At 70.9% G+C, this 23,823-nt stretch carries 19 protein-coding genes; 11 read left to right on the forward strand and 8 right to left on the reverse strand.

The features are described 5' to 3' along the window. Positions 1-44: 44 nt before the first annotated feature. On the reverse strand, positions 45-971 hold the full coding sequence (locus K3769_RS24870) for a phosphotransferase family protein (RefSeq protein ID WP_267028548.1): 927 nt from the start codon (positions 969-971) through the stop codon (positions 45-47). A 277-nt stretch (positions 972-1,248) separates the two neighbouring features. Continuing rightward, positions 1,249-3,033: an arginine--tRNA ligase gene (gene argS, locus K3769_RS24875; RefSeq protein WP_267028549.1), complete on the reverse strand. Its 1,785-nt coding sequence runs from the start codon at positions 3,031-3,033 to the stop codon at positions 1,249-1,251. A 314-nt stretch (positions 3,034-3,347) separates the two neighbouring features. Between argS and lysS the strand changes: the two genes are divergently transcribed. After that, positions 3,348-5,120 (forward strand): lysine--tRNA ligase, encoded by a 1,773-nt coding sequence (lysS, locus tag K3769_RS24880; protein WP_267028550.1) that lies wholly within the window; start codon positions 3,348-3,350, stop codon positions 5,118-5,120. A 71-nt stretch (positions 5,121-5,191) separates the two neighbouring features. Here lysS and K3769_RS24885 read toward each other — a convergent pair whose 3' ends face one another. The 3 genes from K3769_RS24885 to K3769_RS24895 form a co-directional block, all read right to left on the reverse strand. Beyond that, positions 5,192-6,577 carry a DUF2637 domain-containing protein gene (locus tag K3769_RS24885; RefSeq protein ID WP_267031528.1) on the reverse strand — a complete coding sequence of 462 codons (1,386 nt, stop codon included), beginning with the start codon at positions 6,575-6,577 and terminating at the stop codon, positions 5,192-5,194. Positions 6,578-6,773: 196 nt separating this feature from the next. Beyond that, a complete protein-coding gene (locus K3769_RS24890; RefSeq protein ID WP_267028551.1) occupies positions 6,774-7,700 on the reverse strand; it encodes a DUF3558 family protein in 927 nt (308 codons plus the stop codon). 149 nt (positions 7,701-7,849) lie between these two features. Then, positions 7,850-8,743, reverse strand: coding sequence for a DUF3558 domain-containing protein (locus K3769_RS24895; RefSeq protein ID WP_267031529.1), 894 nt, complete (start codon positions 8,741-8,743; stop codon positions 7,850-7,852). A 206-nt stretch (positions 8,744-8,949) separates the two neighbouring features. On the opposite strand from K3769_RS24895, the gene K3769_RS24900 reads away from it, so the two are divergent. Further along, the gene (locus tag K3769_RS24900) at positions 8,950-10,143 is read left to right on the forward strand and encodes an RtcB family protein (RefSeq protein ID WP_267028552.1); all 1,194 of its coding nucleotides are present in this window, start codon (positions 8,950-8,952) and stop codon (positions 10,141-10,143) included. 116 nt (positions 10,144-10,259) lie between these two features. Here K3769_RS24900 and K3769_RS24905 read toward each other — a convergent pair whose 3' ends face one another. After that, positions 10,260-11,054 carry an SDR family NAD(P)-dependent oxidoreductase gene (locus K3769_RS24905; RefSeq protein ID WP_267028553.1) on the reverse strand — a complete coding sequence of 265 codons (795 nt, stop codon included), beginning with the start codon at positions 11,052-11,054 and terminating at the stop codon, positions 10,260-10,262. Between the two features lie 491 nt (positions 11,055-11,545). On the opposite strand from K3769_RS24905, the gene K3769_RS24910 reads away from it, so the two are divergent. After that, entirely contained in the window at positions 11,546-12,676 is a 1,131-nt protein-coding gene (locus K3769_RS24910) for an LLM class flavin-dependent oxidoreductase (protein WP_267028554.1), read from the forward strand. Then, the gene (locus K3769_RS24915) at positions 12,673-13,332 is read left to right on the forward strand and encodes a CE1759 family FMN reductase (protein ID WP_267028555.1); all 660 of its coding nucleotides are present in this window, start codon (positions 12,673-12,675) and stop codon (positions 13,330-13,332) included. The genes K3769_RS24910 and K3769_RS24915 overlap by 4 nt, the downstream gene beginning before the upstream one ends. Positions 13,333-13,482: 150 nt before the next feature. Here K3769_RS24915 and K3769_RS24920 read toward each other — a convergent pair whose 3' ends face one another. Then, a complete protein-coding gene (locus tag K3769_RS24920; protein WP_267028556.1) occupies positions 13,483-14,772 on the reverse strand; it encodes a glycosyltransferase family 4 protein in 1,290 nt (429 codons plus the stop codon). 165 nt (positions 14,773-14,937) lie between these two features. On the opposite strand from K3769_RS24920, the gene K3769_RS24925 reads away from it, so the two are divergent. The 5 genes from K3769_RS24925 (at position 14,938) to K3769_RS24945 (ending at position 20,751) form a co-directional block, all read left to right on the forward strand. Next, complete coding sequence (locus K3769_RS24925; protein WP_267028557.1) at positions 14,938-15,693, forward strand: response regulator transcription factor; 756 nt, start codon at positions 14,938-14,940, stop codon at positions 15,691-15,693. Continuing rightward, on the forward strand, positions 15,694-17,142 hold the full coding sequence (locus K3769_RS24930; RefSeq protein ID WP_267028558.1) for a sensor histidine kinase: 1,449 nt from the start codon (positions 15,694-15,696) through the stop codon (positions 17,140-17,142). A gap of 322 nt (positions 17,143-17,464) precedes the next feature. Further along, positions 17,465-18,202: an ABC transporter ATP-binding protein gene (locus K3769_RS24935; RefSeq protein WP_267031530.1), complete on the forward strand. Its 738-nt coding sequence runs from the start codon at positions 17,465-17,467 to the stop codon at positions 18,200-18,202. A 14-nt stretch (positions 18,203-18,216) separates the two neighbouring features. Continuing rightward, the gene (locus K3769_RS24940) at positions 18,217-19,530 is read left to right on the forward strand and encodes an FtsX-like permease family protein (RefSeq protein WP_267031531.1); all 1,314 of its coding nucleotides are present in this window, start codon (positions 18,217-18,219) and stop codon (positions 19,528-19,530) included. Positions 19,531-19,824: 294 nt separating this feature from the next. Continuing rightward, a complete protein-coding gene (locus K3769_RS24945) occupies positions 19,825-20,751 on the forward strand; it encodes a hypothetical protein (protein WP_267028559.1) in 927 nt (308 codons plus the stop codon). Positions 20,752-20,908: 157 nt separating this feature from the next. Here K3769_RS24945 and K3769_RS24950 read toward each other — a convergent pair whose 3' ends face one another. Next, a complete protein-coding gene (locus tag K3769_RS24950; RefSeq protein WP_267028560.1) occupies positions 20,909-21,571 on the reverse strand; it encodes a hypothetical protein in 663 nt (220 codons plus the stop codon). Between the two features lie 139 nt (positions 21,572-21,710). Here K3769_RS24950 and hemL point away from each other — a divergent pair, with 139 nt between their 5' ends. Together hemL and K3769_RS24960 are read left to right on the forward strand one after the other, a co-directional pair. Then, positions 21,711-23,030 (forward strand): glutamate-1-semialdehyde 2,1-aminomutase, encoded by a 1,320-nt coding sequence (gene hemL / locus K3769_RS24955; protein WP_267028561.1) that lies wholly within the window; start codon positions 21,711-21,713, stop codon positions 23,028-23,030. After that, positions 23,027-23,701, forward strand: a complete 675-nt coding sequence (locus tag K3769_RS24960; RefSeq protein ID WP_267028562.1) for a histidine phosphatase family protein — start codon at positions 23,027-23,029, stop codon at positions 23,699-23,701. The genes hemL and K3769_RS24960 overlap by 4 nt, the downstream gene beginning before the upstream one ends. Positions 23,702-23,823: the final 122 nt, after the last annotated feature.

A 23,823-nucleotide genomic window follows, 5' to 3' on the forward strand; every position in this document is an offset into this window, starting at 1 on the left:
CCCGCCACTGACAACGGCCTCGGAGCGCGGGACGGGGCGGGCCGTCAGTCGGTGCCGAACCAGGTCCGCGCGAGCGAGTCCAGCGTCGGCTCGGGCGGCTTCGGCAGTACGCGCAAGTACGAGGACAGGTTGCTGTAGACGTGCAGCAGCGTGTACGCCATGACCGTGTGCGGGTCGAACGGCGGGCGCCCGTAAGCCTCGTAGAACCGTTTCAGGAGCCGGGGCCGGCCGCACGTGAGGAACAGGCCGACGCTCACGAAGTCGTAGGCGGGATGGCCGGCCAGCACCGGCTCGAAGTCGAAGAGGCCGGTCAGCCGCCAGCCGTCCGGGTCCACCGTCAGGTGCTCGCGCATGAACTCGGTGTGCAGCAGCACCCGTCGTGAAGGGGCGGGCAGCGGCACCGAGTTCAGGAACCACGGGATCTGGTCGAGCCAGACCTCCGGCAGGCCGGTCTCGCGCTGCTGCTCCACCGCGTTCGCGCGCTGGGCGTCGACGAACAGGCCCCAGTCGGACGGGCCGACGACACCCGCGAGTGCCCCGACACTCAGCGAGTGCAGTGCCGCGAGCGTCTCACCGGCCTCCGTGACGATACGGTCCTGGTCCGCCGCCGGGATCCGCGGCCACGCCTCCGCGAGACCCATGCCGGGCAACCGGGACATCAGGACGAAGGACCAGCCGTTCTTGTACGCGCCCGCCGAGTACAACTGCGGTGTCGGGACCGGCAGTTTGCCGTACACATGGCCGAGCATCCGCTCCTCGCGCCGGGCGTCGAGCTTCTCGAAGGCGGGGAACAGCTTCAGGACGTGCGCGGCGCCGATGGAGTACACCGGGAGCGAGCCCTCGATGTAGCGGACCATCTGCTTGGGGACCAGGCCGAGGCGCTCGCACAGGTCCGCCACGGCCGGCCGCAGCAGGGCCTCGTCGCGGACGACCGCGTCCAGCTCCTCGCCGGTCTCAACGAGTGGCAGCATGACTGGCGCACACCCTCCGGCCGACCGGAGGGATGGAGAAGGGCAGTGCACTGCTCATTGCGCTCCCAGCGTGCGGTTCGACAGGGCTCAGGCGTTCCCCGGACTCGGGGTCCGCGGCCCCGCAGCCTCGCATACTGGGGGGTGCGCCCCGAGACCTCAACCTTTGGCCAGCGCTTTGACCTGCGTGACGTCCGCAACCCCTCACCCGAACGGACGTCGTGGTGAGGGGTGCTGACGGGGCGTCGGCGGGCGCTCCCGGTGTGCGCTTCGACAGGGCCTAGAGGCGCTCGGGGGTCCTGATGCCGAGCAGCGCCATGCCCTGGTGGAGCGTGCGGGCCGTCAGGTCGACGAGGAACAGCCTGTTCTCGACGACCTCCCGCGGGTTCGCGTCGCTCAGCACCTGGCACTGGTCGTAGAACGTCGTCAGGTGCGACGCCAGTTGGTACAGGTACGCGGCCAGCTTGTGCGGCTCGTATCCCGCGGCCACGTCCAGGAGCAGCTCGCCGAACTGGTCCAGGTGCAGCCCCAGCGCACGCTCCGCCGGAGCCAGCGCCAGCTCCGGGTGGGCCACCGGACGCGCGTCCCCGGCTTTGCGGAGGATCGACTGGATACGGGCGTACGCGTACTGGAGGTACACGCTCGTGTCGCCGTTCAGCGACACCATCTGGTCCAGGTCGAACTTGTAGTCCCGCACGGCCGACGTCGACAGGTCCGCGTACTTCACGGCGCCGACCCCGACGAACCGGCCGTTCTCGACGATCTCCTCCTCGGAGAGGCCCATCTTCGCGGCCTTCTCGCGGACCACCGTCGTGGCACGGTCGATCGCCTCGTCCAGGAGGTCCACCAGCCGGACCGTCTCGCCCTCACGCGTCTTGAACGGCTTGCCGTCCTTGCCGAGGACCGTGCCGAAGGCCAGCTGCTGCGCCTTGGTCTCCTCGTTCAGCCAGCCCGCCCTGCGGGCCGTCTCGAAGACCATCTTGAAGTGCAGCGACTGGCGGGCGTCGACCACGTACAGGAGGGTGTCCGCCTTCAGGTCGAAGACGCGGTTCCTGATCGCGGAGAGGTCGGTCGCCGCGTAGCCGTAACCGCCGTCCGACTTCTTCACGATCAGCGGGACGGGATTGCCGTCCGGGCCCTTCACGTCGTCGAAGAACACGCACAGCGCGCCCTCGGAGCGGACGGCGACACCCGACTCCTCCAGGAGGCGGCACGTCTCGTCCAGCATGTCGTTGTAGCCCGACTCGCCGACGATGTCCGCGTCCCGGATCTCCATGTCCAGCTTCTCGAAGACCGAGAAGAAGTAGACCTTCGACTCGTCCACGAACCGCTGCCAGGTGGCGAGGGTGTGCGGGTCGCCCGCCTGCAGGTCGACCACCCTGCGGCGGGCCCGCGTCTTGAACTCCTCGTCGGAGTCGAAGTGCGTGCGCGCCGCCTTGTAGAGGCGGTTGAGGTTCGACATCGCCTCCTCGCCCGTCTCGGCGGCACCGTCCGCGGTGGCTTCGCGGTCCAGTTCGTGCGGGTGCTCGTCCAGGTACTGGATGAGCATGCCGAACTGGGTGCCCCAGTCGCCGATGTGGTGCCGCCTGACGACGCTCTCGCCGACGAACTCCAGGATCCGCACGACCGCGTCCCCGATCACCGCGGAGCGCAGGTGGCCTACGTGCATCTCCTTCGCCACGTTCGGCTGGGCGTAGTCGATGACCGTCGTGCCCGGGTGCGCGGCGAGCGGCACGCCGAGGCGGTCCGCCGGGTCCGTGGCGCGGGCCGCGAGGGTCTCCGTGATCGCCCGGTCCGTGAGGGTGATGTTCAGGAAGCCGGGGCCCGAGACCTCGATGTCCTTGATCAGGTCACCCGTGACGACCTGGTCGACGACCTTGGTCGCGAGGTCCCTGGGGTTGGCCTTCGCCTTCTTCGCCAGGGCGAGGATTCCGTTGGCCTGGAAGTCCGCCCTGTCGCTGCGTCGCAGCAGCGGGTCCGCGTCCGCGGTCTCCGGCAGGGTTGCCGTGAGGGCGGTCGTGAGGCGCTGGTGGACGTGGGCGGTGAGGGACGTGACCGGGGGCATGGGGTGGGTGCCGTTCTCCTCGTGGGTATGGATCGGACCAGTATCCCACGGTGGTAAAGGGGTTATCCGCCCCCGCCCCCGCCCCCGCCGCCCCAGCCCATCCCGTCACCGCGAGGGGCTGCGCCCTCGCCCCCTGATCGCGCTCCGCGCTCGTCCTCGAACGCCGGACGGGCTGAAGGTGGTTCAGCCCGGCCGGCGTTTGAGGACCGGGGGTTCGGGGGCTGGCGCCCGAGTACGGGGAAACGCGTTTTCGTGGTTGGGGGACTAGCTGGGACAATGGTGCCGTCAGCCGTGTGGACCGTAGGAAAGAAGGCGTGCCGATCGTGGCTCAGAGCACCGAGACCACCGACTGGGTCTCCCGTTTCGCGGATGAGGTCATCGAGGAGTCGGAGCGCCGAGCCCCCGGCAAACCCGTCGTCGTCGCGTCCGGACTGTCACCCTCCGGCCCCATCCACCTGGGCAACCTGCGCGAGGTCATGACCCCGCACCTCGTCGCCGACGAGATCAGGCGCCGCGGGCACGAGGTCAGGCATCTGATCTCGTGGGACGACTACGACCGGTACCGCAAGGTGCCGGACGGCATTCCCGGGGTCGACGGGTCGTGGGCCGAGCACATCGGCCGGCCCCTGACCTCCGTACCCGCCCCGGCCGGATCCGCGTACCCGAACTGGGCCGAGCACTTCAAGGCCCCCATGGTCGCCGCACTCGCCGAGCTGGGCGTCGAGTTCGACGGGATCAGCCAGACCGAGCAGTACACGTCGGGCGTCTATCGCGAGCAGATCCTGCACGCGATGAAGCACCGCGGTGACATCGACGCGATCCTCGACCAGTACCGGACCAAGAAGGCACCCCCGAAGAAGCAGGGCCAGAAGCCCGTCGACGAGGCCGAGCTCGAAGCCGCCGAAGGCTCCGGCGCCGCCGCCGAGGACGACGGCACCGGGTCCGCCGGGTACTTCCCGTACAAGCCGTACTGCGGCGGCTGCGGCAAGGACCTCACCACCGTCACGGCCTACGACGACGAGACCACCGAGCTGACGTACAGCTGTACCGAGTGCGCCTACGCGGAGACCGTCCGGCTCAGCGAGTTCAATCGCGGCAAGCTCGTCTGGAAGGTCGACTGGCCGATGCGCTGGGCCTACGAGGGCGTCGTCTTCGAGCCGAGCGGTGTCGATCACTCGTCCCCCGGGTCCAGCTTCCAGGTCGGCGGGCAGATCGTCGGCAGCATCTTCGGCGGCAAGCAGCCCATCGGGCCCATGTACGCCTTCGTGGGGATCTCCGGGATGGCGAAGATGTCGTCCAGCAAGGGAGGCGTGCCCACGCCGGGCGACGCGCTGAAGATCATGGAGCCGCAACTGCTGCGCTGGCTCTACGCCCGCCGCAGGCCCAACCAGTCGTTCAAGATCGCCTTCGACCAGGAGATCCAGCGGCTCTACGACGAGTGGGACAAGCTGGAGGCGAAGGTCGCCGGGGGCACCTCCCAGGCGTTCGGCTCCGGAGGAGGGTCCGCCCTGCCGGGGGACGTCGCCGCCCACGCGCGCGCCGTCGGCACCGCGGCCGGGGAGCTCGCCAAGACGCCCCGGCCGATGGCCTACCGCACGCTCGCCTCCGTCGCCGACATCACCGCCGGCGCCGACGACCAGACCCTGCGCATCCTGAGCGAGCTCGACCCCGCGGACCCGATCACCTCGCTCGACGAGGTCCGGCCGCGGCTCGACAAGGCCGAGGCCTGGATCAACACCCAGGTCCCCGCCGACCAGCGGACCGTCGTGCGCAAGGACGCGGACGCCGAACTCCTCGCGTCCCTCGACGACCAGGGCCGCGCCTCGCTGCGGCTGCTGCTCGACGGACTCGACACGCACTGGTCGCTGGACGGGCTCACCCACCTCGTCTACGGCGTTCCGAAGGTCCAGGCCGGCTTCTCCGCCGACGCCACGCCCAAAGAACTCCCGGCGGAGATCAAGGTCGCCCAGCGCACGTTCTTCGCGCTGCTCTACCACCTGCTGGTGGGCCGCGACACCGGCCCGCGCCTGCCCACCCTGCTGCTCGCGGTGGGCCAGGAGCGGGTGAGGAAGCTGCTCGGGGAGTAGAACCGGCCTGTACGTGAGAGGGGGCGCCCGGAGTTCACCGGGCGCCCCCTCTCACGTACACACGTCTCGCCCTACGCGATGTGGTCCTCCTGGAGCTCCGCCGTGTGGCGGTTGGTGAAGCGGTTGACCATCCGGTCGGCCTCGCGCTGCGGGAGCTTGGTGCCGTACGTGTCCTCCACGTTGCCCCGGAACTGGCCCGAGGTCGGATAGCTGCCGTCTATCGACTTCTTGAAGACCAGGTAGTAGTCGTCCTCGGTCGGCTCCGAGCCGCCGCCCGCACCCAGCTCGCGGGTACGGCCGGGGCCGGACGGGATCGGGAAGGTGCCGGTGTCCTCCATGGACGGCTCGGGAGCCGGCTCGGCAAGGGGGGCGGGCTCGGGAGCCTGCGCCTGCGCCTGCTGCTCGAAGCGTCGCCGCTCCTGGAACCGCCGCTCGTCCTGGAGCCGCTGCCGTTCCTCGAACTCCTCGGCCTGCTGGTCCTGCCACCACTGGGTGTCCGCGGCCTCCGGGTCGTACGTCGGGTCGTAACCGCCCTGGTACTCGACCGACTGAGGGTCGCGGGCGTGCAGCCACGGGTTGTGCGGCTCCGCCTCTTCCTGCGCCTGCGGATCCGGAGGCTCCGGGAACTCGTCGTGCTCGGGAGCGGGGCGCCGCGTGCGGTCGGGAGCCGCCTCGTCCCGTACGGCGGGCGCCGCGGGGGTGCGACCGCCCGCGGACGCCTCGGCCGGTTGCGGCGCGGACTCCAGGGCGGGCTGCGGCGCCGGGGGCAGCAGCGCGGGCTCGATGCCCGCCGCCGCGAGGCCCGAGGGGGCGGTCTCGGCCAGGGGGACGCCGTAGCGGGCCAGCCGCAGGGGCATCAGGGACTCCACCGGGGCCTTGCGGCGCCAGGAACGGCCGAAGCGGGAGCGCAGCCGCGCCTGGTAGACGAGACGTTCCTGCTCCAGCTTGATGACCTGCTCGTAGGAGCGCAGCTCCCACAGCTTCATCCGGCGCCACAGGAGGAACGTGGGGAGCGGGGAGAGCAGCCAGCGGGTGAGGCGTACGCCCTCCATGTGCTTGTCGGCGGTGATGTCCGCGATCCGGCCGATCGCGTGCCGGGCCGCCTCCACGGAGACCACGAACAGGATCGGGATGACCGCGTGCATGCCCACGCCGAGCGGGTCCGGCCAGGCGGCGGCGCCGTTGAAGGCGATCGTCGCGGCCGTCAGCAGCCACGCCGTCTGCCGCAGCAGCGGGAACGGGATCCTGATCCAGGTGAGGAGCAGGTCGAGCGAGAGCAGGACGCAGATGCCCGCGTCGATGCCGATCGGGAACACGTAGCTGAAGTTCCCGAAGCCCTTCTCCAGGGCGAGTTCGCGGACCGCCGCGTAGGAACCGGCGAAGCCGATCGCTGCGATGACGACCGCTCCGAAGACGACCACTCCGATGAGGATCTTGTGCGTCTTGGTGAGCTGCATAGGCGCGGCCACCCGTACTCCCCTCCCCTTACGACCTGTTGCGCGCAACAGAGTGGCACATGTGTACGGGGTACGGATGCCCGGTACGGGTGGAGCCCGGCCTCCGTGGGGGCCGGGCTCCACCAAATGTCCTGGTAGGGCTGCGAGTGGGAGGGCGGCCGAAAGGGAGGCCGAGGTTCCCGGCTCGGGCCCTGTGTCAGTCCTTCTTGGTGGCGGACTTGCGGGGGCTCGCGCTGTCGTCGGAGCCGGAGCCGGAGCCGGAGCCGGAGTCGGAACCGGCGCCGAGGTCCGAACCCTTGCCGGAACTCTTGCTCGGGGACTCGGTCGCGGACTTGCTCGGGGACTTGCTCGGGGAGGCGTCGGCGTCCGACCCGGCCCCGGCTCCGCCGCCGTTCGCGGTCACGACCGCCTGGACGGCTTCCTTCGCGGCCTTCTCCGCCGACTTCGTCAGATCGGCCGCCTTCGGGGAGTCGTCGCCCGCCAGGCCCGCGCCGTTGTAGTCGACCGTCACCACGACGTTCTCCACGCGCGTCACGAGCGTCTGCTGCCTGAAGGTGCCTTCCTTCTTCTTCAGGTCGTACGTCACCAGCGTCGCCTCGTTGCCCGTGCCGGAGACCGGCTGCGACTTGATGTTCTTCGCGTCCTCCACCGCACGCGCGTCCTCGGCGTGCTTGGCGTAGTACTCCGAAGCCAGCTTCTCGCCCGTGCCCCGGCTCTGGTCCGACTCGAAACGCAGCAGCGACACGTTCAGCCAGCGGAACTGCGAACCCTTCACACCCTTGTTGTCCAGGCTGTCCCAGGAGCAGTTGCCGCGGGTGCCGATGTCCTCGGACTTGCCCTCCTTGCCGGACTTGGCGCCCTCCGGGACGAGCTCCTTCAGCGTCTTCGACGCGAACACCTTGCACGGCTCGGGAAGCTTCGCGTACGTCGCCTCCTTCACCACCGCCGCCGCCTCCGTGGCGGAGGACGACGCCGAGGCGCCGGAGTCCTTCTTCGCGTCGTCGCCCGAGCCGCCGCCGGAGTCCGAGGAGCAGCCGGAGGCGACGAGCATCACCGGGACGGCGGCGGCCCCGGCCAGGATGCGGGTGAGTCGCTGACGGTGTCGCTGTACGGATCGGTGCATGGTTCCTTCACTCAAGACGCTCGGGTGTACGTGCGGACGGCCGCGTTCTCCGCCGGACCGCACTCGGTCGGGTCCGAGGAGCCACGGTAGCCCGAACGGGACATGTGCGGCTCAGGTTCCGCCGAGGCCGAAACCCCCGCCGAACGTCCCTAATCGCTGAACGACTCGGCGAGCTGACCCGCCAGTTTCCGTGCCCTGTCCTGCATGTCCTCGCTGCTGGGGACGTCCGTCGTGGTCGCCGGCTGCTCGTCGTACTGGATCGTCACGACCACGTTGGACGTGCGGAACACCACAGTCACCGTGCGCTGCTTGGAGTCGTTCAGCGCGTCGTCGAGGAACGCCGTGTCGCCCAGGCCGTCGAGCGTGCGGGGCAGGAGGGCGCTCGGCGTGGAGCCCGAGGCGCCGCTGGCGGAGGGGTCGCCGGAGGGGTCCGTGGACGGGTCCGCGTCCGCGGAGGAACCGCCGTCGCTGTCGCTGTCGCCGGTGGCTCCGTCGTCCGACCCGGACTTGGACCCGGACTTGGACGACTCGGGTGCGTCAGGCGTTTTGGAGGAGTCGGAGGAGTCGGAGGAGTCGGAGGGCGACGCGGCCGGTGCCGGAAGGTCCGCCGTCACCTCCTTCTTCCCGTAGATCTCCTCCGCGCGGTCCTCGTCGCTCACCGTGTTGTCGTAGGAGACCACCCGCTCGAAGTCGACCAGGAGGTGGTCGGTCGCGGTCGCCGACTCCGCCTTCCAGCGGCAGCCGACCTTCCGGTCCGTGTCGTACGTGACCGTCGCCGTGCCCTCGTAGGCCTTCTCGCGCGCCTCCTCGTCCGTCAGCTGCTCGATGCCCGGCAGCAGGGAGTCCAGGGTGCTCTGCGACACCGCGCCGCAGGGCTCGGGGAGGGTGCGGTACTTGCCGGGCTGTGCCGCGGCGGCCGTCGACGTCGGGCCGCCCGGCTTCGGGTCGTCCTGGCCGTCGCTGTCCGGCGATCCGCCGGTGCAACCGGCCAGCAACGCCGCGAGGAGCGCGGCGACGCCGGGTACGTACGCCTTCCGCTGCACGGTGGGGCTCCTCTCGACGGGTCGATCGACTGTGCTCACGACCAGGGTGTCCTGTGGTTATTCGGTTGCCGCACGGGGGTGGCCCCTGGAGACAATGTGTATCGCACGCACTGCCGTGGACGCCGGTCCGTTGTCCCAAACGTTGGCCTTGGCGCCGGTTTTGCGATGTGGGACTTCTGTTGGTTTTCCGGGGGAATGAGGACGATATGTCGTACGTGGAGATGCCGGGGGCGAAGGTTCCGATCCGGATGTGGGCGGACCCGGCGTCGGTGGAGGAAGGGGCGATGCAGCAGCTCCGCAACGTCTCCACGCTCCCCTGGATCAAGGGCCTTGCCGTCATGCCGGACGTGCACTACGGCAAGGGCGCGACGGTCGGATCGGTCATCGCGATGCGGGGTGCGGTGTGCCCTGCGGCGGTCGGCGTGGACATCGGCTGCGGTATGTCCGCGGTCAAGACGTCCCTGACGGCCAACGACCTGCCGGGCGACCTGTCCCGGCTGCGGACGAAGGTGGAGCAGGCGATTCCGGTCGGGCGGGGCATGCATGACAGCCCGGTCGATCCGGGCGGCTTCCATGGTCTTGCCACCGCCGGGTGGGACGATTTCTGGGGGCGGTTCGACGGCGTCGCGGAGGCGGTGAAGTTCCGTCAGGGGCGGGCCACCAAGCAGATGGGCACTCTGGGTGGCGGAAACCACTTCTGGGAGTTCTGCCTCGACTCGGACGACTCGGTCTGGATCATGCTGCATTCCGGTTCCCGGAACATCGGCAAGGAACTCGCCGAGCATCACATCGGTATCGCGCAGAAGCTCTCGCACAACCAGGGGCTGATCGACCGCGACCTCGCCGTATTCATCGCGGACACCCCGCAGATGGCGGCGTACCGGCACGATCTCTTCTGGGCGCAGGAGTACGCGAAGCACAATCGCGCGATCATGATGGCGATCTCGAAGGACGTCGTCCGCCGGGAGTTCAAGAAGGCGAAGGTGACCTTCGAGCCGGAGATCTCCTGCCACCACAACTACGTGAGCGAAGAGCGGTACGAGGGCGTGGACCTGCTGGTCACCCGCAAGGGCGCCATCCGCGCGGGCTCCGGCGAGTACGGGATCATCCCGGGCTCGATGGGCGCCGGTTCGTACATCGTGAAAGGGCTCGGCAACGAGAAGGCGTTCAACTCCGCCTCACACGGCGCGGGCCGGCGGATGAGCCGCAACGCGGCCAAGCGGCGCTTCACGGTCAAGGACCTGGAGGAGCAGACGCGGGGCGTGGAGTGCCGTAAGGATTCCGGCGTCGTGGACGAGATCCCGGCCGCGTACAAGCCGATCGAGCAGGTCATCGACCAGCAGCGGGATCTGGTCGAGGTGGTGGCGAAGCTCAAGCAGGTTGTTTGTGTGAAGGGGTGAAGGGGTGAAGGGGTGACGGGTGGGCGACGCGTGAATGCGTCATGCCGCCGAGCGACAATCCATGCCGGGTGCATTCACCCGGCATGGATTTTGTCTTTTCTGCCGCACTGCGGTGCCTACAGCTCCCGGTGGACCTTCGTGTTGGAGGCCTGGGCGCGGGGGCGTACGACCAGCAGGTCGATGTTGACGTGCGAGGGGCGCGTGACCGTCCAGGTGATCGTCTCGGCCACGTCCTCGGCGGTGAGGGGCTCGGCCACCCCGGCGTAGACCTTCGCCGCCTTCTCGGTGTCGCCGCCGAAGCGGGTCAGGGCGAACTCGTCGGTCCGCACCATGCCGGGCGCGATCTCGATGACCCGGACCGGGGTGCCGACGATCTCCAGGCGGAGGGTCTCGGCGAGGACGTGCTCGGCGTGCTTGGCGGCCACGTAGCCGGCGCCGCCCTCGTAGGTGCCGTGGCCCGCGGTCGAGGAGACGACGACCACCGTGCCGTCGCCGGACGCGGTCAGCGCCGGGAGGAGGGCCTGGGTGACGTTCAGGGTCCCGATGACGTTCGTCTCGTACATCTGGCGCCACTCCGCGGGGTCGCCGGACGCGACCGGGTCGGCGCCGAGTGCGCCGCCCGCGTTGTTGATCAGGACGCCGATCTTCTTGAAGGCTGTCGCGAACTCGTCGACCGCCGCACGGTCGGTGACGTCCAGCGCGTAGGCCATCGCCTCGCCGCCCGCCGCGCCGATCTCCTCCGCGAGCGCCTCGATGCGGTCCTTGCGGCGGGCCGTGAGGACCACCCGGTAGCCCGCGGTCGCCAGTTGCCGGGCCGTCGCCGCGCCGATTCCGCTGCTCGCGCCGGTGACGACGGCGATACGGGACGCGGCGGCGGGCGCGGTGGGGGTGGCGGGTGCGGGGGCGGTCATGGGTGCTCCTTGGCGGAGGGGCGGGCGGGGCGGACTGCTGGCGCCGCTCGCTCGCTCGTGCGGTCGATTGCGTTCGACTGGGTCGATTGCTCTTCCGGCCAGGATAGGGGGTGTGGGGCGGCGCCTGGGGGTGGCGGCGGTGAGGGGGCGGCTAAACGATGCGCCGTTCCCCGCGCCCCTGGGGGAGAGGGGGAGGTTGCGCTGTCTGGTGCGGCTCTGGGGGGGTGAAAGGACTGCGCCGTTCCCCGCGCCCCTGGGGGAGGGGGGGAAGGTTGCGCTGTCTGGTGCGGCTCTGGGGGGGAAAGGACTGCGCCGTTCCCCGCGCCCCTGAAGGGGGGTGGAGGGGTGCGTCGTTCTGGTGCGGCTCTGGAGGGGGCTAAACGATTGCGCCGTTCCCCGCGCCCCTGTTCAGGGGTGCGGGGAATAGCGGGGGTGGGGGGTGTGTTTGTGGGTATAGTTGAATCGTCAACAAGTTGGAGGATGAGGTAGCCATGCAGTTCGGGATCTTCACCGTCGGCGATGTCACGCCGGACCCCACCACGGGCCGGACCCCGTCCGAGCATGAGCGGATCAAGGCCATGGTCGCCATCGCGCAGAAGGCCGAGGAGGTCGGGCTCGACGTCTTCGCGACCGGCGAGCACCACAACCCCCCGTTCGTGCCGTCGTCGCCGACCACCATGCTCGGCTGGGTCGCCGCCCGCACCGAGAACCTCATCCTCTCCACCTCCACCACCCTCATCACCACCAACGACCCGGTGAAGATCGCCGAGGACTTCGCGATGCTCCAGCACCTCGCGGACGGGCGCGTGGACCTGATGATGGGGCGCGGCAACACCGGCCCGGTCTACCCCTGGTTCGGCAAGGACATCCGCCAGGGCATCAACCTCGCCGTCGAGAACTACGCCCTGCTGTACCGGCTGTGGCGCGAGGAGTCGGTGACCTGGGAGGGCAAGTTCCGTACGCCGCTGCAGTCGTTCACCTCGACGCCGCGGCCGTTGGACGGCGTGCCGCCGTTCGTCTGGCACGGCTCGATCCGCTCGCCGGAGATCGCCGAGCAGGCCGCGTACTACGGCGACGGGTTCTTCCACAACAACATCTTCTGGCCGGCCGACCACACCAAGCAGATGGTCGAGCTGTACCGGTCGAGGTACGCGCACTACGGGCACGGCACGCCCGAGCAGGCGATCGTCGGGCTCGGCGGGCAGGTGTTCATGCGGCGCAACTCGCAGGACGCGGTACGGGAGTTCCGGCCGTACTTCGACAACGCGCCGGTGTACGGGCACGGGCCGTCGCTGGAGGACTTCACCGAGCAGACGCCGCTCACGGTCGGTTCGCCCGAGCAGGTCATCGAGAAGACGCTGTCCTTCCGGGACTACGCCGGTGACTACCAGCGGCAGTTGTTCCTCGTGGACCATGCGGGGCTGCCGCTGAAGACCGTGCTGGAGCAGATCGACATGCTGGGCGAGGAGGTCGTGCCCGTGCTGCGGGAGGAGTTCGCCAAGAGGCGGGCGGCCGGGGTGCCGGACGCGCCCACGCACGCGGCGCGGGTCGCCGCGGCGGCGACCGAGGTGGCCGAGGTGGCCGAGGTGGCCGAGGCCGGCCAGGAGGTGAGCACGTCATGAAGAAGCTGGTCGTCGTGTCGGCGGGGCTGAGTGTTCCGTCGTCCACGCGGTTGCTGGGGGACCGGCTTGCGGCGGCGGTCTCGGCCGGTGCCGATGCCGGGACGGGGGCCGGGGTCGAGGTTCAGGTGGTCGAGCTGCGGGATCTCGCGGTGGAGATCGCGCACAACCTGACCACCGGGTTCCCGGGGCCGGCGCTCGGGGCGGCGTTGGCCGCGGTGGCGGGGACGGACGGGCTGATCGTGGTGACGCCGGTCTTCTCCGCCTCGTACAGCGGGCTGTTCAAGTCGTTCTTCGACGTGCTGGACCGGGACGCGCTGGCGGGTAAGCCGGTGCTGGTCGCCGCGACCGGGGGGTCGGCCCGGCACTCGCTGGTGCTGGAGCACGCGATGCGGCCGCTGTTCGCGTACCTGCGGGCGGTGGTGGTGCCTACCGCGGTGTACGCGGCTTCGGAGGACTGGGGGGCGGAAGGGCTGGCCCAGCGGATCGGGAGGGCCGCCGGGGAGTTGGGGGCGTTGATGTCTGCGACTGCGGGGGGTGCGGGGTCCGCGGGGTCCGCTGTGGCCGCGGGGGCGGTGGGGTCGGGGGAGGCTGTGCAGGTCGGTGGGTTCGAGGTGGTGCCGTTCGCGGAGCAGCTCGCTGCGTTGCGGGTGCCCTGAGGGGGCGGCGGGGGTGGGTTGCGCCGTTCCCCGCGCCCCTACGAGCTAAAAGCCAAAGACTGCGCCGTTCCCCGCGCCCCTAGAAGCCAAGAGCTACGGCCAAAGCTTGCGCCGTTCCCCGCGCCCCTGCGGGGGCCGTTTCCCGCGCCCCTACGGGGTGGGGGCGGGGCCGGGTTTCGGGTGGGGGGTGGGGCGGAGTTTGCGGGTTTGGCGGCGGGTCCAGGCTGCGGCGCGGGCACGTGAGCGGGCCCACGCCCGGCGCCTCCGCGTGGACGTGAGTTCCGTGAACAGGTCCTCGTAGCGGGCCACGATCGGCTCCGCGTCGTAGCGGTGCGAGCCCGCCAGCGCCGCCTCGCCCATGGCGGCGCGCAGCGGCTCGTCCGTGATCAGGTCGAGCATCGCCTCGGCCAGCGCGCGGGAGTCGCCCACCGGGACCAGCCGCCCGTCGACCCCCTCGGTGATGATCTCCGCGGGTCCCAGCGGACAGTCCGTGCTGATCACCGGCACCCCGCAGCGCATCGCCTCGACCAGCGTCATCCCGAACGACTCCGCGTCCGAGGCCGACACCACCATCGCCGCCTTCGCGAACTCCGCCTCGATGGGCGTACGCGGCCCCATGAGGCGTACATGCCCCGAAAGCCCGAGGCCGTCGACCAGGTCCTGGAGGTGGTCGCGCTGCGCGCCGCCGCCGTAGATCCGCAGCCGCCAGTCCGGCTCCTTCGAGGCGACCGCCGAGAACGCCTCTATCAGCAGGTCGAAGCGTTTGCCGGCGACCAGCCGCCCCGCCGCGGCCACCACCTTCGTCGTCCTGTCGCGGGTGATGCCCTCGGGCGCCGGCACGATGTTCGGCACCGCCGCGATCCGCACCCCCGGCAGGGTCATCCGCTGCCGGTACACCTCCGCGTCCGCCTCCGTGGTCGTCACGACCGCGTCCAGCCGACGGTAGTGCCGTGCCAGCACGCCCCGCAGCCGCTTGGAGTGCGAGTCGTGGCGCAGGTGCTCCTGGGCGATGCGCAGGGCCCGGCGCGGTGCGAAGAGGGAGACGTAGACGTTGATGCCGGGCCGGGTGCCGACGATCACGTCGGCGTCGCAGCCGGCCAGGTACGCGGCGGCCCGCCGGTCGGTGAGGCGCGTGTACTGCTCGTACCGCTTGTCGGTGGCCGGGAAGTCCGTCGCCGCGAGCGCGTACTCGGGGTCGGCGGGGTCCGCGCTGCCGTCCCGTTCGTCGACCAGCGGTACGACCGTGATCCGCGGGTCGATGGTGAACCGCGGCTCGTCCCGGTGCCGCCGCATCGACACGATCTCCACGTCGTGGTGGTCGGCGAGCGCCGCCGCGAGATTGAGCGTCGTACGGACGGTGCCCCCGATGGCGTACGCGTTGTGCAGCAGGAACACGATCTTCCTGCGTTCCGTACGCTCCGTGCGTCCAGTGCGCTTCATCGGTGCGTGGCCCTCCCCGTCGCGGCGCTCGCCCTTGGCACGGAGGACACAGTGGCTGGGCGAGGTAAGCCACCGGTCCCGGCGGGGTGAGAGCCGGGTAAGAGGCCCGGCCCCAACACCCCTTCATCAGGTAGTACGTACAGAAGTGCTTGGCAGACTGGTCCCGTGCCCCACAATCTGCTGCTCGCCGAGGACGACCGCGCGATCCGCCATGCCCTGGAACGGGCCCTGAGCCTGGAGGGATACGAGGTCACCGCCGTCGCCGACGGTGTCCAGGCGCTCGCACAGGCCCACCGCACCCCTCCCGACGTGCTCGTTCTCGATGTGATGATGCCCGGCATCGACGGCCTCCAGGTCTGTCGCGTCCTGCGTGCCGAGGGCAACCGCACCCCCATCCTGATGCTCACCGCTCTGGTCGAGACCGCGGACCGCATCGCCGGCCTTGATGCCGGCGCCGACGACTACGTGGTAAAGCCCTTCGACGTCGAGGAGGTCTTCGCCCGGCTCCGGGCCCTGCTCCGGCGCACGGGCGCCCCCGACGACGTACCCCCCAGCGAACCGCAGCGCGCGCCCGCCGGCCAGATCGCCGCCGCGGGTCTGCGCCTCGATCCGCAGGCCCGGCGGGTCTGGCGGGGCACGCGGGAGATCGAGCTGACGCGCACCGAGTTCGACCTGCTGGAGTTGCTCGTCCGCAACGCGGGCATCGTCCTCGACCACACCACCATCTACGACCGCATCTGGGGATACGACTTCGGGCCGGGTTCCAAGAACCTCGCCGTGTATGTCGGCTACCTGCGGCGCAAGCTCGACGAGCCCGGGGCGGCCGGGGCGGCAGGGGTGGCCGGTGCGCCCGGTTCGGCCGCCGTGCCCTCGGTGATCCACACCGTGCGGGGCGTGGGGTACGTGCTGAGGGAGGACTGAGTGCGGCCCACGGGCGTGCGGACCGGCCGGGCGGGCCGGCTCGGGAGGTGGGTGGCGCGGGCCAGGCTGTCGTCGCTGCGGACCACCTTCACGGTGTCGTTCGCCGCCGTCGCCGCGGCCGTCACCGTCCTCGTCGGGTTCCTGTCGTACGACGCCGCCGCCCGGCTCGTGCGCGTGGACCAGCAGACCGTGTTCGAGGGCGTCGTACAGGATCTGCTCGACGAGGTGCGCCGCAAGCCGCTGGAGACCGCCGACTTCGCCACCACCCGCCCCGACGGCGGCCCGCGCGGCGAACTCGTGCGGCCCGGCGGCACGGTCGTCCAGGTCCTGGGACCGGACGGAGCGGTCGTCGACCGGGGCCGTACGCCGCTGCCCGTGGACGCCGCCGACCGTCCCGTCGCGGCGGCGCGGACCGCCGGGCGGCTGGTGGAGCACCGGGACGTCGACGTCGGCGACGACGTCTACCGCGTCGCGACCGTCTCGCTCGGCGGCGGGCGGGGCGCCGTACAGGTGGCGCAGGAGTTCAGCGGTACGGAGGACCTGCTGCGCGACCTCCAGCAGCGGACCGTGCTGCTGGTGGGCGCCGTGGTGATCGCCGCCGGGCTCTTCGGCTGGTGGCTGGCCCGGCGCATCACCTCGCGGCTCGTACGGCTCGCGGGGGCCGCCGAGGACGTGGCGCGCACCGGGCGGCTCGCCATCCAGGTGCCGGTCGCCGGGTACGACGAGGTGGCCCGGCTCGGCCGGTCCTTCGACCGCATGCTGGGCCGGCTCGCGCAGTCCGAGGACGACCAGCGGCGCCTGGTCCAGGACGCGGGACACGAGCTGCGTACGCCCCTGACCTCGCTGCGCACGAACATCTCGATACTGCGCCGGATGGACGAACTGCCGCCCGCCGTCCGCGAGGAGCTGGTCGACGACCTCGCGCAGGAGTCCCGCGAGCTGACCGACCTGGTCAACGAGCTGGTCGCGCTGGCGGCCGGCCAGTCCGGCACCGAGCCGCAGCGGCGGGTGGCCCTCGGCGACCTCGCGGACGACGTGGCGGTGGCGGCGCGCCGGCGCACGGGACGGGCCGTGACCGTACGGGTCTCGGGGGACACGGTGGCCGACGGGCGGCCCGCGGCGCTGCAGCGGGCGATGTCCAACCTGGTGGACAACGCGGCGAAGTTCGACCGGGGCGGCAGCGGGCCGATCGAGCTCGTCGTGACGCGCGCCGACCGTGACACCGTCCGGGTCGAGGTCCTGGACCGGGGGCCCGGTATCGCCCAGGAGGATCTCGACCGGGTCTTCGACCGCTTCTACCGCGCGCCGGACGCGCGGAGCCTGCCCGGTTCCGGGCTCGGCCTCTCGATCGTCCGCGAGGTGGCCACCGCCCACGGGGGAGAGCCGTTCGCCGGGCGCCGGGAGGGCGGCGGCTCGGTGACGGGCTTCACGGTCACCGTCACTGGCTGACCTGGCTGACCCGGCGGATCGGGCTGAGCCTCCGCTGCCGTACGGGATCGAGGGTGTCGCTGAGTACACCCCCCGATACGGGTTCTGGGGCCAATGTGCCCGTCTCCCCTGCTCCGTAGCGTCTTCGGCGGGGCACAGGCAGTGCCCGACACGGGGCGCGGACCGTGCCCGACGGAGGCTGATGACGATGTTTCGCCGAACCGGCACCGATCGACGTACCACCGACCGACGTACCACCGACCGACGTACGCACAGCGAGGGCGGCAAGGGCGGCAAGGGTGGCAAAGGCGGCAAGGGCGGCCACGGCGCGGGTGCCGCCGAGATGGCCCTGCGGCTGGTCAAGGTCAGCAAGACGTACGGGAGCGACGACAGCTCCGTGACCGCGCTGGACGAGGTGACGCTCAGCCTGGCGAGCGGCACCTTCACCGCGGTGATGGGCCCCTCGGGCTCCGGCAAGTCCACGCTGCTGCAGTGCGCGGCGGGGCTCGACCGGCCCGACAGCGGCATCGTGATGGTCGACGGTGCCGAGATGACCGGCGGCACCGAGACCGAACTGACGAAGTTCCGGCGCAACCGGATCGGCTTCGTCTTCCAGCAGTACAACCTCCTCGACACGCTCACCGTGGCGCAGAACACGGTCCTGCCGCTGAAGCTCGCCCGGCGCCGCGTGCACCGGGACCGGGTGCGGGAGACCCTGACCGCCGTCGGTCTCGGCGACCGCCTCGGCCACCGGCCCGACCAGCTCTCCGGCGGCCAGCGCCAGCGCGTCGCCATCGCCCGCGCCCTGGTGACCGAGCCGAGCGTCATCTTCGCGGACGAGCCGACCGGCGCCCTGGACACCCGCGGCGCGCGGGACGTCCTGCGGCTCCTCCAGGACGCGGTACGGGTCCACGGCCGTACGGTCGTCATGGTGACCCACGACCCGGTCGCCGCCTCGTACGCCGACTCGGTGCTGTTCCTCGCGGACGGCCGGCTCGCGGGCGAGATGCGCCGGCCGACCGTGGACGCGGTGGCCGAGCGCCTCGCGCACCTCGGCGACGACGTGATGGCGGGGGCGTGAGCGCGATGTTCACCATGCTCACCCTGGCGACGCGTTCCGTGCGGCAGCGCCCCGGCCGCTTCGCCGCGACCCTGCTGTCCGCCTTCCTGGGCGCGGCGATCATCATGACGTTCAACTCGATGCACGACACGGCGGGGGCGCCCGGCGTGGACTCCGTCAGCTCGGAGACCCTGTCCACCGCGGCGGGCGTCGTCGGCGGCTACGGCACCCTCCTGGTGTTCTTCGCGGTCGCCTCCACCCTCACGGTGAACGTGCGCCAGCGCTCCGCCGAGATCGAGCTGCTGCGCTGCTCCGGGGCCACGCCCGCACAGCTCAAGCGGATGGTCGTCGGGGAGGCGGTGGCCGTCGCCCTGGTGGGCGCGCTGCTCGCGATCGGCCCCGCGATGCTCGGCGGGCGGGTCCTGCTGGACGTCTTCCAGGACAGCGGGCAGGTCGCCGAGTCCGTCGACCACACCTTCGGACCCATCGCCCTGTACTCAGGACTCGACATCACGGTGCTCGCGGCGGCGGGGGCGGCGTTCCTCGCGGTGCGGCGGGCGGCCGGCGGCCGGCCCCGGTCCCGGAGCAGGGGGCGCAGGTTCCTCGTCCTCGGGTCCCTGGTCCTCGGCGCCCTGTCGATCGGCACCACCTTCGTCCTGTCCTCGACCGACGCCGCGCTGATGGCGCCGCCCGCGTACGGCGCGATCCTGCTCTCGGTCGGCCTCGCGCTCCTGTCGCCGGGGCTGCTGCGGGCGCTGCTCGGCCGGCTGCCGCTGACGGGGCCGAGCGGCTACCCCGCCGTACGCGGCCTGCGGGTACGGGTCGCCGAACTGCCGGGTGTCATGGTGCCGTTGACCCTCTTCATCGGCATGGCCACCGCGACGCTCTCCATGCAGGGCGTCGAGAACGACGCGATCCACGCGGCGGGCGTCCCCAAGTCCGTCGACGCGAAGAACCTCGAAACGCTCAACCTCACGGTCGTCGGAATCATCGTGGTCTTCTCCTGCGTCATGCTGATCAACTCCCTGTACGCGGCCACCACCTACCGGCGCAAGGAGTTCGGGCAGCAGCGGCTCGCGGGGGCGACTCCGGGGCAGGTGCTCGGCATGGTGGGCATCGAGTCCCTGGTCCTGACGGTGACGGGCGTCGTCCTCGGTACGGGGGCCGCGCTGGCCGGGATCGTCTCCTTCACCACGGTCCGCACGGACGCGGTCCTGCCGGAGCGGGGGCTCGGGATCTGGCTCGGGGTCGTGGCGGTGGCCGTGGCGGTGACGATGGGGACGAGCCTCGTCACGGCGTGGCGGGTGCTGCGGACGCCGGCGATCAGCGCGGTGGCGCCGGCCGCTTAGGGGGGTGTGGGCGGGCGCGGGTGCGGGTGCGGCGTGGTCGGTCGCGCCCGCTCCGTGCGTCGTCTCTTTTCGGCCGGAGGACCGGCAATCGTGATGAATTCGAATCATGGTGAAGTCGTGGAAGATTGACGGGAGTTGTGAAAGCGAGCAAGAATTCGGATCACTTCCCTCCGCTGTGTCTGAAGCGAGTGAAGTGGCGCAAGTGACTCAGTCGCGCACGCTTTCGTTGCGTCGCCCCCGTTGGTCAGGCGCGCTCAGCCACCTCCCACACGGCCCTATCCGCAGAGGTTCACCTTGTCGCGTTCGCAACAACTCAAAAGACCCGCTGCCCTCGCAGCCTCCGCCTTCCTCGCCGCTGCCGTCGTACCCCTGTTCGGGGCGGGCGCCGCAAGCGCCACGCCCGGCGGGACGTGCCGGTCGGCCACCGTCCAGTACCGCATCGTCGGCGCCGACGGAGGTGTCGTGGGCGCGGACTGGACCTCGCAGGGCGGATTCCGCTCCTGGGACACCGTCCCCGGGTCCGTCGAGGTCCGGCTGGCCCCCGGAGAGAAGGTCGGCGACGGCTGCAAGTACCCGGTCTCCCTCGCCGAATACACCACCGAGGGGCCGAACTGGCAGACCTCCGGTCGTCAGACCATGGTGGACAAGGCCACCGTCTACCTCACCGCCGCGGACGTGGCCGGCGACGGCGCGAAGCAGACCTGGCAGAAGCTGTCCGTGAAGCAGCCGGACTGCTTCGGCCAGATCGATCTGTACGGCGACGACATCGCCTACGACGGCAAGACGGGGGAGGGGCACGGCCCCGCCCCCTACCAGCCCGACGGCGTCAACACTCCGTACCACCTCATAGCGGCGTGGAACGGCGGCGAGAAGGCGTGTGCCGACAGCCCGCCGGAGTCGCCCACCCCGACCCCGACCCCCACCAAGCCGGAGTCGACCCCGTCGACTCCCGAGGGCAGCAAGCCGCCCGCGGAGGAGACCACTCCGCCGACCACCCCCAAGCCGGCCACGACGCCTCCCACGACGGCGGACGTGCCGCCGCTGTCGTCGAAGCCGTCCGCCACTCCGAAGCCGACGCCCAGCGACAGCACGCGACCGCTGGCGGAGACGGGAGCCGGCACGCCGGTCGGCCCGATCGCCGGTGGCGCCGCTGTGGTGATCGTCCTGGGCGCCGGGGCTGTGTACGCGGCCTCCCGCGCACGTCGCTCGCGCCGCGCGTGACGGATCGGCACGGGATCACTCCCGTGCCCTAGCGCACATGTACGACTCCGCCTCCCGTACGGCACTTTCCGTGCCGTACGGGAGGCGGAGCCGTGTCGTCCGGCACGAACTCCTCATGACGGCCTAAGGGCCCCGCCCGGATCCGCGAAATCCCGGGCTACGGCCACACCAGGCAGTACGGCTGGTGGCCCGCCTCGTGGAGGCGGTGGCTGAAGTCCTGCCATTCGTGCAGGAGTTGGTAGACGTTGTACGCGTCGCGGGGACCGCCGCGGTCCGGGACCGTCGACCAGATGAAGGCCGCCGCGCCCACGGCCTCCTCACCTATGCCGCGCAGCGGGTCCACGACCGTCATGGGAAGCCTGACGACGGCGTAGTCCGGGTGGAGGACGACCAGTTCGAGCGGGGGCACCTTGTGCAGGGGTATGCCCTCGATACCGGTGAGGACCATCGCGGCCATCGTCTCCGGCTTGATCTTCGTGAACATGCCGTTCATACCGAGCTCGTCGCCGCCGAGCTCCTCCGGGCGCATGGAGATGGGGACGCGGGCGGCGGTCGCGCCGTCCGGAGCCCCGAAGTATTTGTAGGTCACCCCCACCCGGCCACCATTCCCGCTGCTTCCTGGCCTGAGCTGGTCTGCCCCGCGGTCCGTGTAGTCCATACCGTCCATACGCGCGGACGGCTCGATCCGCTCAGGTTCGCTCTGTGACCCTTGAGTCTGCCGTGCCTCGGCAGCTTCCGCCTCGCGCCGGTGCTTCCCCCGCCGGGCACGCCGAGGACCGAGGTCATCGGTCCCCTCGCCCAGTCCGCCACCGCGATGCATATCTCCACCCGACTGCTTTTCTAGGGTGCGCGACCCCCGCCACGCAACCCGATCATCGTGACAGTGACCTCCCCCACGGCCGCACGCCGAAACGTGCGTTGAAACACCTGTCCGCAGGATCTTCGCAGCCTCTGACACCATGGTCCGTGTGAGCTATCCGTACGAAGCCCCAGTTTCGCAGACTCTTTTCGACCGTGCGGCGGCCGTGACGCCCGGCGGCGTGAACTCTCCCGTCCGCGCGTTCCGCGCCGTGGGCGGTACGCCCCGGTTCATGGTGTCCGGTAACGGTCCATACCTGACCGATGCCGACGGGAGGGAGTACGTCGACCTCGTTTGTTCCTGGGGGCCGATGATCCTCGGCCATTCCCACCCCGAGGTCATCGAGGCGGTCCGGGCGGCCGTCTCCCGCGGCACCTCCTTCGGTACGCCGGGGGAGGGCGAGGTCGCGCTCGCCGAGGAGATCGTCGCCCGCGTCGCCCCCGTCGAGCAGGTCCGCCTGGTGTCCAGCGGCACCGAGGCGACCATGTCCGCCATCCGTCTCGCGCGCGGGTTCACCGGGCGCGCCAAGGTCGTGAAGTTCGCCGGCTGCTATCACGGGCACGTCGACGCACTGCTGGCCGCCGCGGGCAGTGGCCTGGCCACGTTCGCGCTGCCCGACACGCCGGGCGTCACCGGGGCCCAGGCCGGGGACACCATCGTCCTGCCGTACAACGACCTCGACGCCGTGCGGGCGGCCTTCGCCGCGCACCCCGGCGAGATCGCCTGTGTGATCACCGAGGCCTCGCCCGGCAACATGGGTGTCGTGCCGCCGCTGCCCGGCTTCAACCAGGGACTCAAGGACGCCTGCGCGGCGGACGGCGCCCTGTACATCTCCGACGAGGTCATGACCGGCTTCCGTACGAGCCGGGCCGGCTGGTACGGGGTGGACGGGGTCGCGCCCGACCTCATGACCTTCGGCAAGGTCATGGGTGGCGGTTTCCCGGCCGCGGCCTTCGGCGGGCGGGCGGACGTGATGGCGTACCTCGCGCCCGTCGGTCCCGTCTACCAGGCCGGCACGCTGTCCGGGAACCCGGTCGCGACCGCCGCGGGCCTCGCCCAGCTGCGGCTGCTCGACGACGCCGCGTACACCCGGCTCGACGCGGTCTCCGCGCAGATCCGTACGCTCGTCACGGACGCCCTCACCAAGGAAGGTGTGGTGCACACCCTGCAGAACGCGTCCACCATGTTCTCCGTCTTCTTCACCGGGGAAGACGTACGCGATTACGAGGACGCGAAGACGCAGGAGTCGTACCGCTTCAACGCCTTCTTCCACTCGATGCTGGCGCAGGGCGTCTACCTGCCGCCGTCGTCGTTCGAGTCCTGGTTCGTGTCGACGGCGCACGACGACCGGGCGGTACAGCGGATCGCCGACGCCCTTCCGGCGGCGGCACGGGCAGCAGCGGAGGCCACGGCAGTATGAGTGACATCACCGTCGTACATGTGATGCGGCACGGCGAGGTCGAGAACCCGGACGGGCTGCTCTACGGGCGGCTGCCCGGGTATCACCTGTCCGAGCTCGGACAGCGGATGGCCGAGCGGGTCGCCGAGCATCTCGCTCCGCGTGACATCACCCACGTCGTCTCCTCGCCGCTGGAGCGGGCCCGCGAGACGGCCGCGCCGCTCGCCGAGGCGCACGGGCTCGACGTCGCGACCGACGCGCGGCTGATCGAGGCGGAGAACGTCTTCCAGGGCAAGACCTTCGGGGTCGGGGACGGGGCGCTGCGCAACCCCGAGAACTGGAAGCACCTGGTCAACCCGTTCAAGCCGTCCTGGGGCGAGCCGTATCTGGAGCAGGTCGTCCGGATGATGGGGGCGCTGGACGCGGCCCGGGACGCGGCTCGGGGGCATGAGGCCGTGTGCGTCAGCCACCAGCTGCCGATCTGGATCGTGCGGTCCTTCGTGGAGCGGCGGCGGTTGTGGCACGACCCGCGGAAGCGGCAGTGCACGTTGGCGTCGTTGACGACGTTCACGTATCGGGGGGACAAGATCGTGTCCGTGGGCTATACGGAGCCTGCGCGGGATCTGGTGCCCGCGCATCTCCTTGCCGGAGCGAAGCCGGTGAAGGGGCAGTCGAAGGCGTTCGGCGCGTAGTCTCTCGGCTCCGCCGGGCGGGTTCCTTGCTTGCACCGTGCGGGTGAGTGGGAGCGGGGTGCGCAGTTCCCCGCGCCCCTGGGGTCAGTGGGACGGTTCCTTGCTCGTGTCGTGCGGGTGAG

This window comes from Streptomyces ortus, assembly GCF_026341275.1.
GTDB classification, from domain to species: domain Bacteria; phylum Actinomycetota; class Actinomycetes; order Streptomycetales; family Streptomycetaceae; genus Streptomyces; species Streptomyces ortus.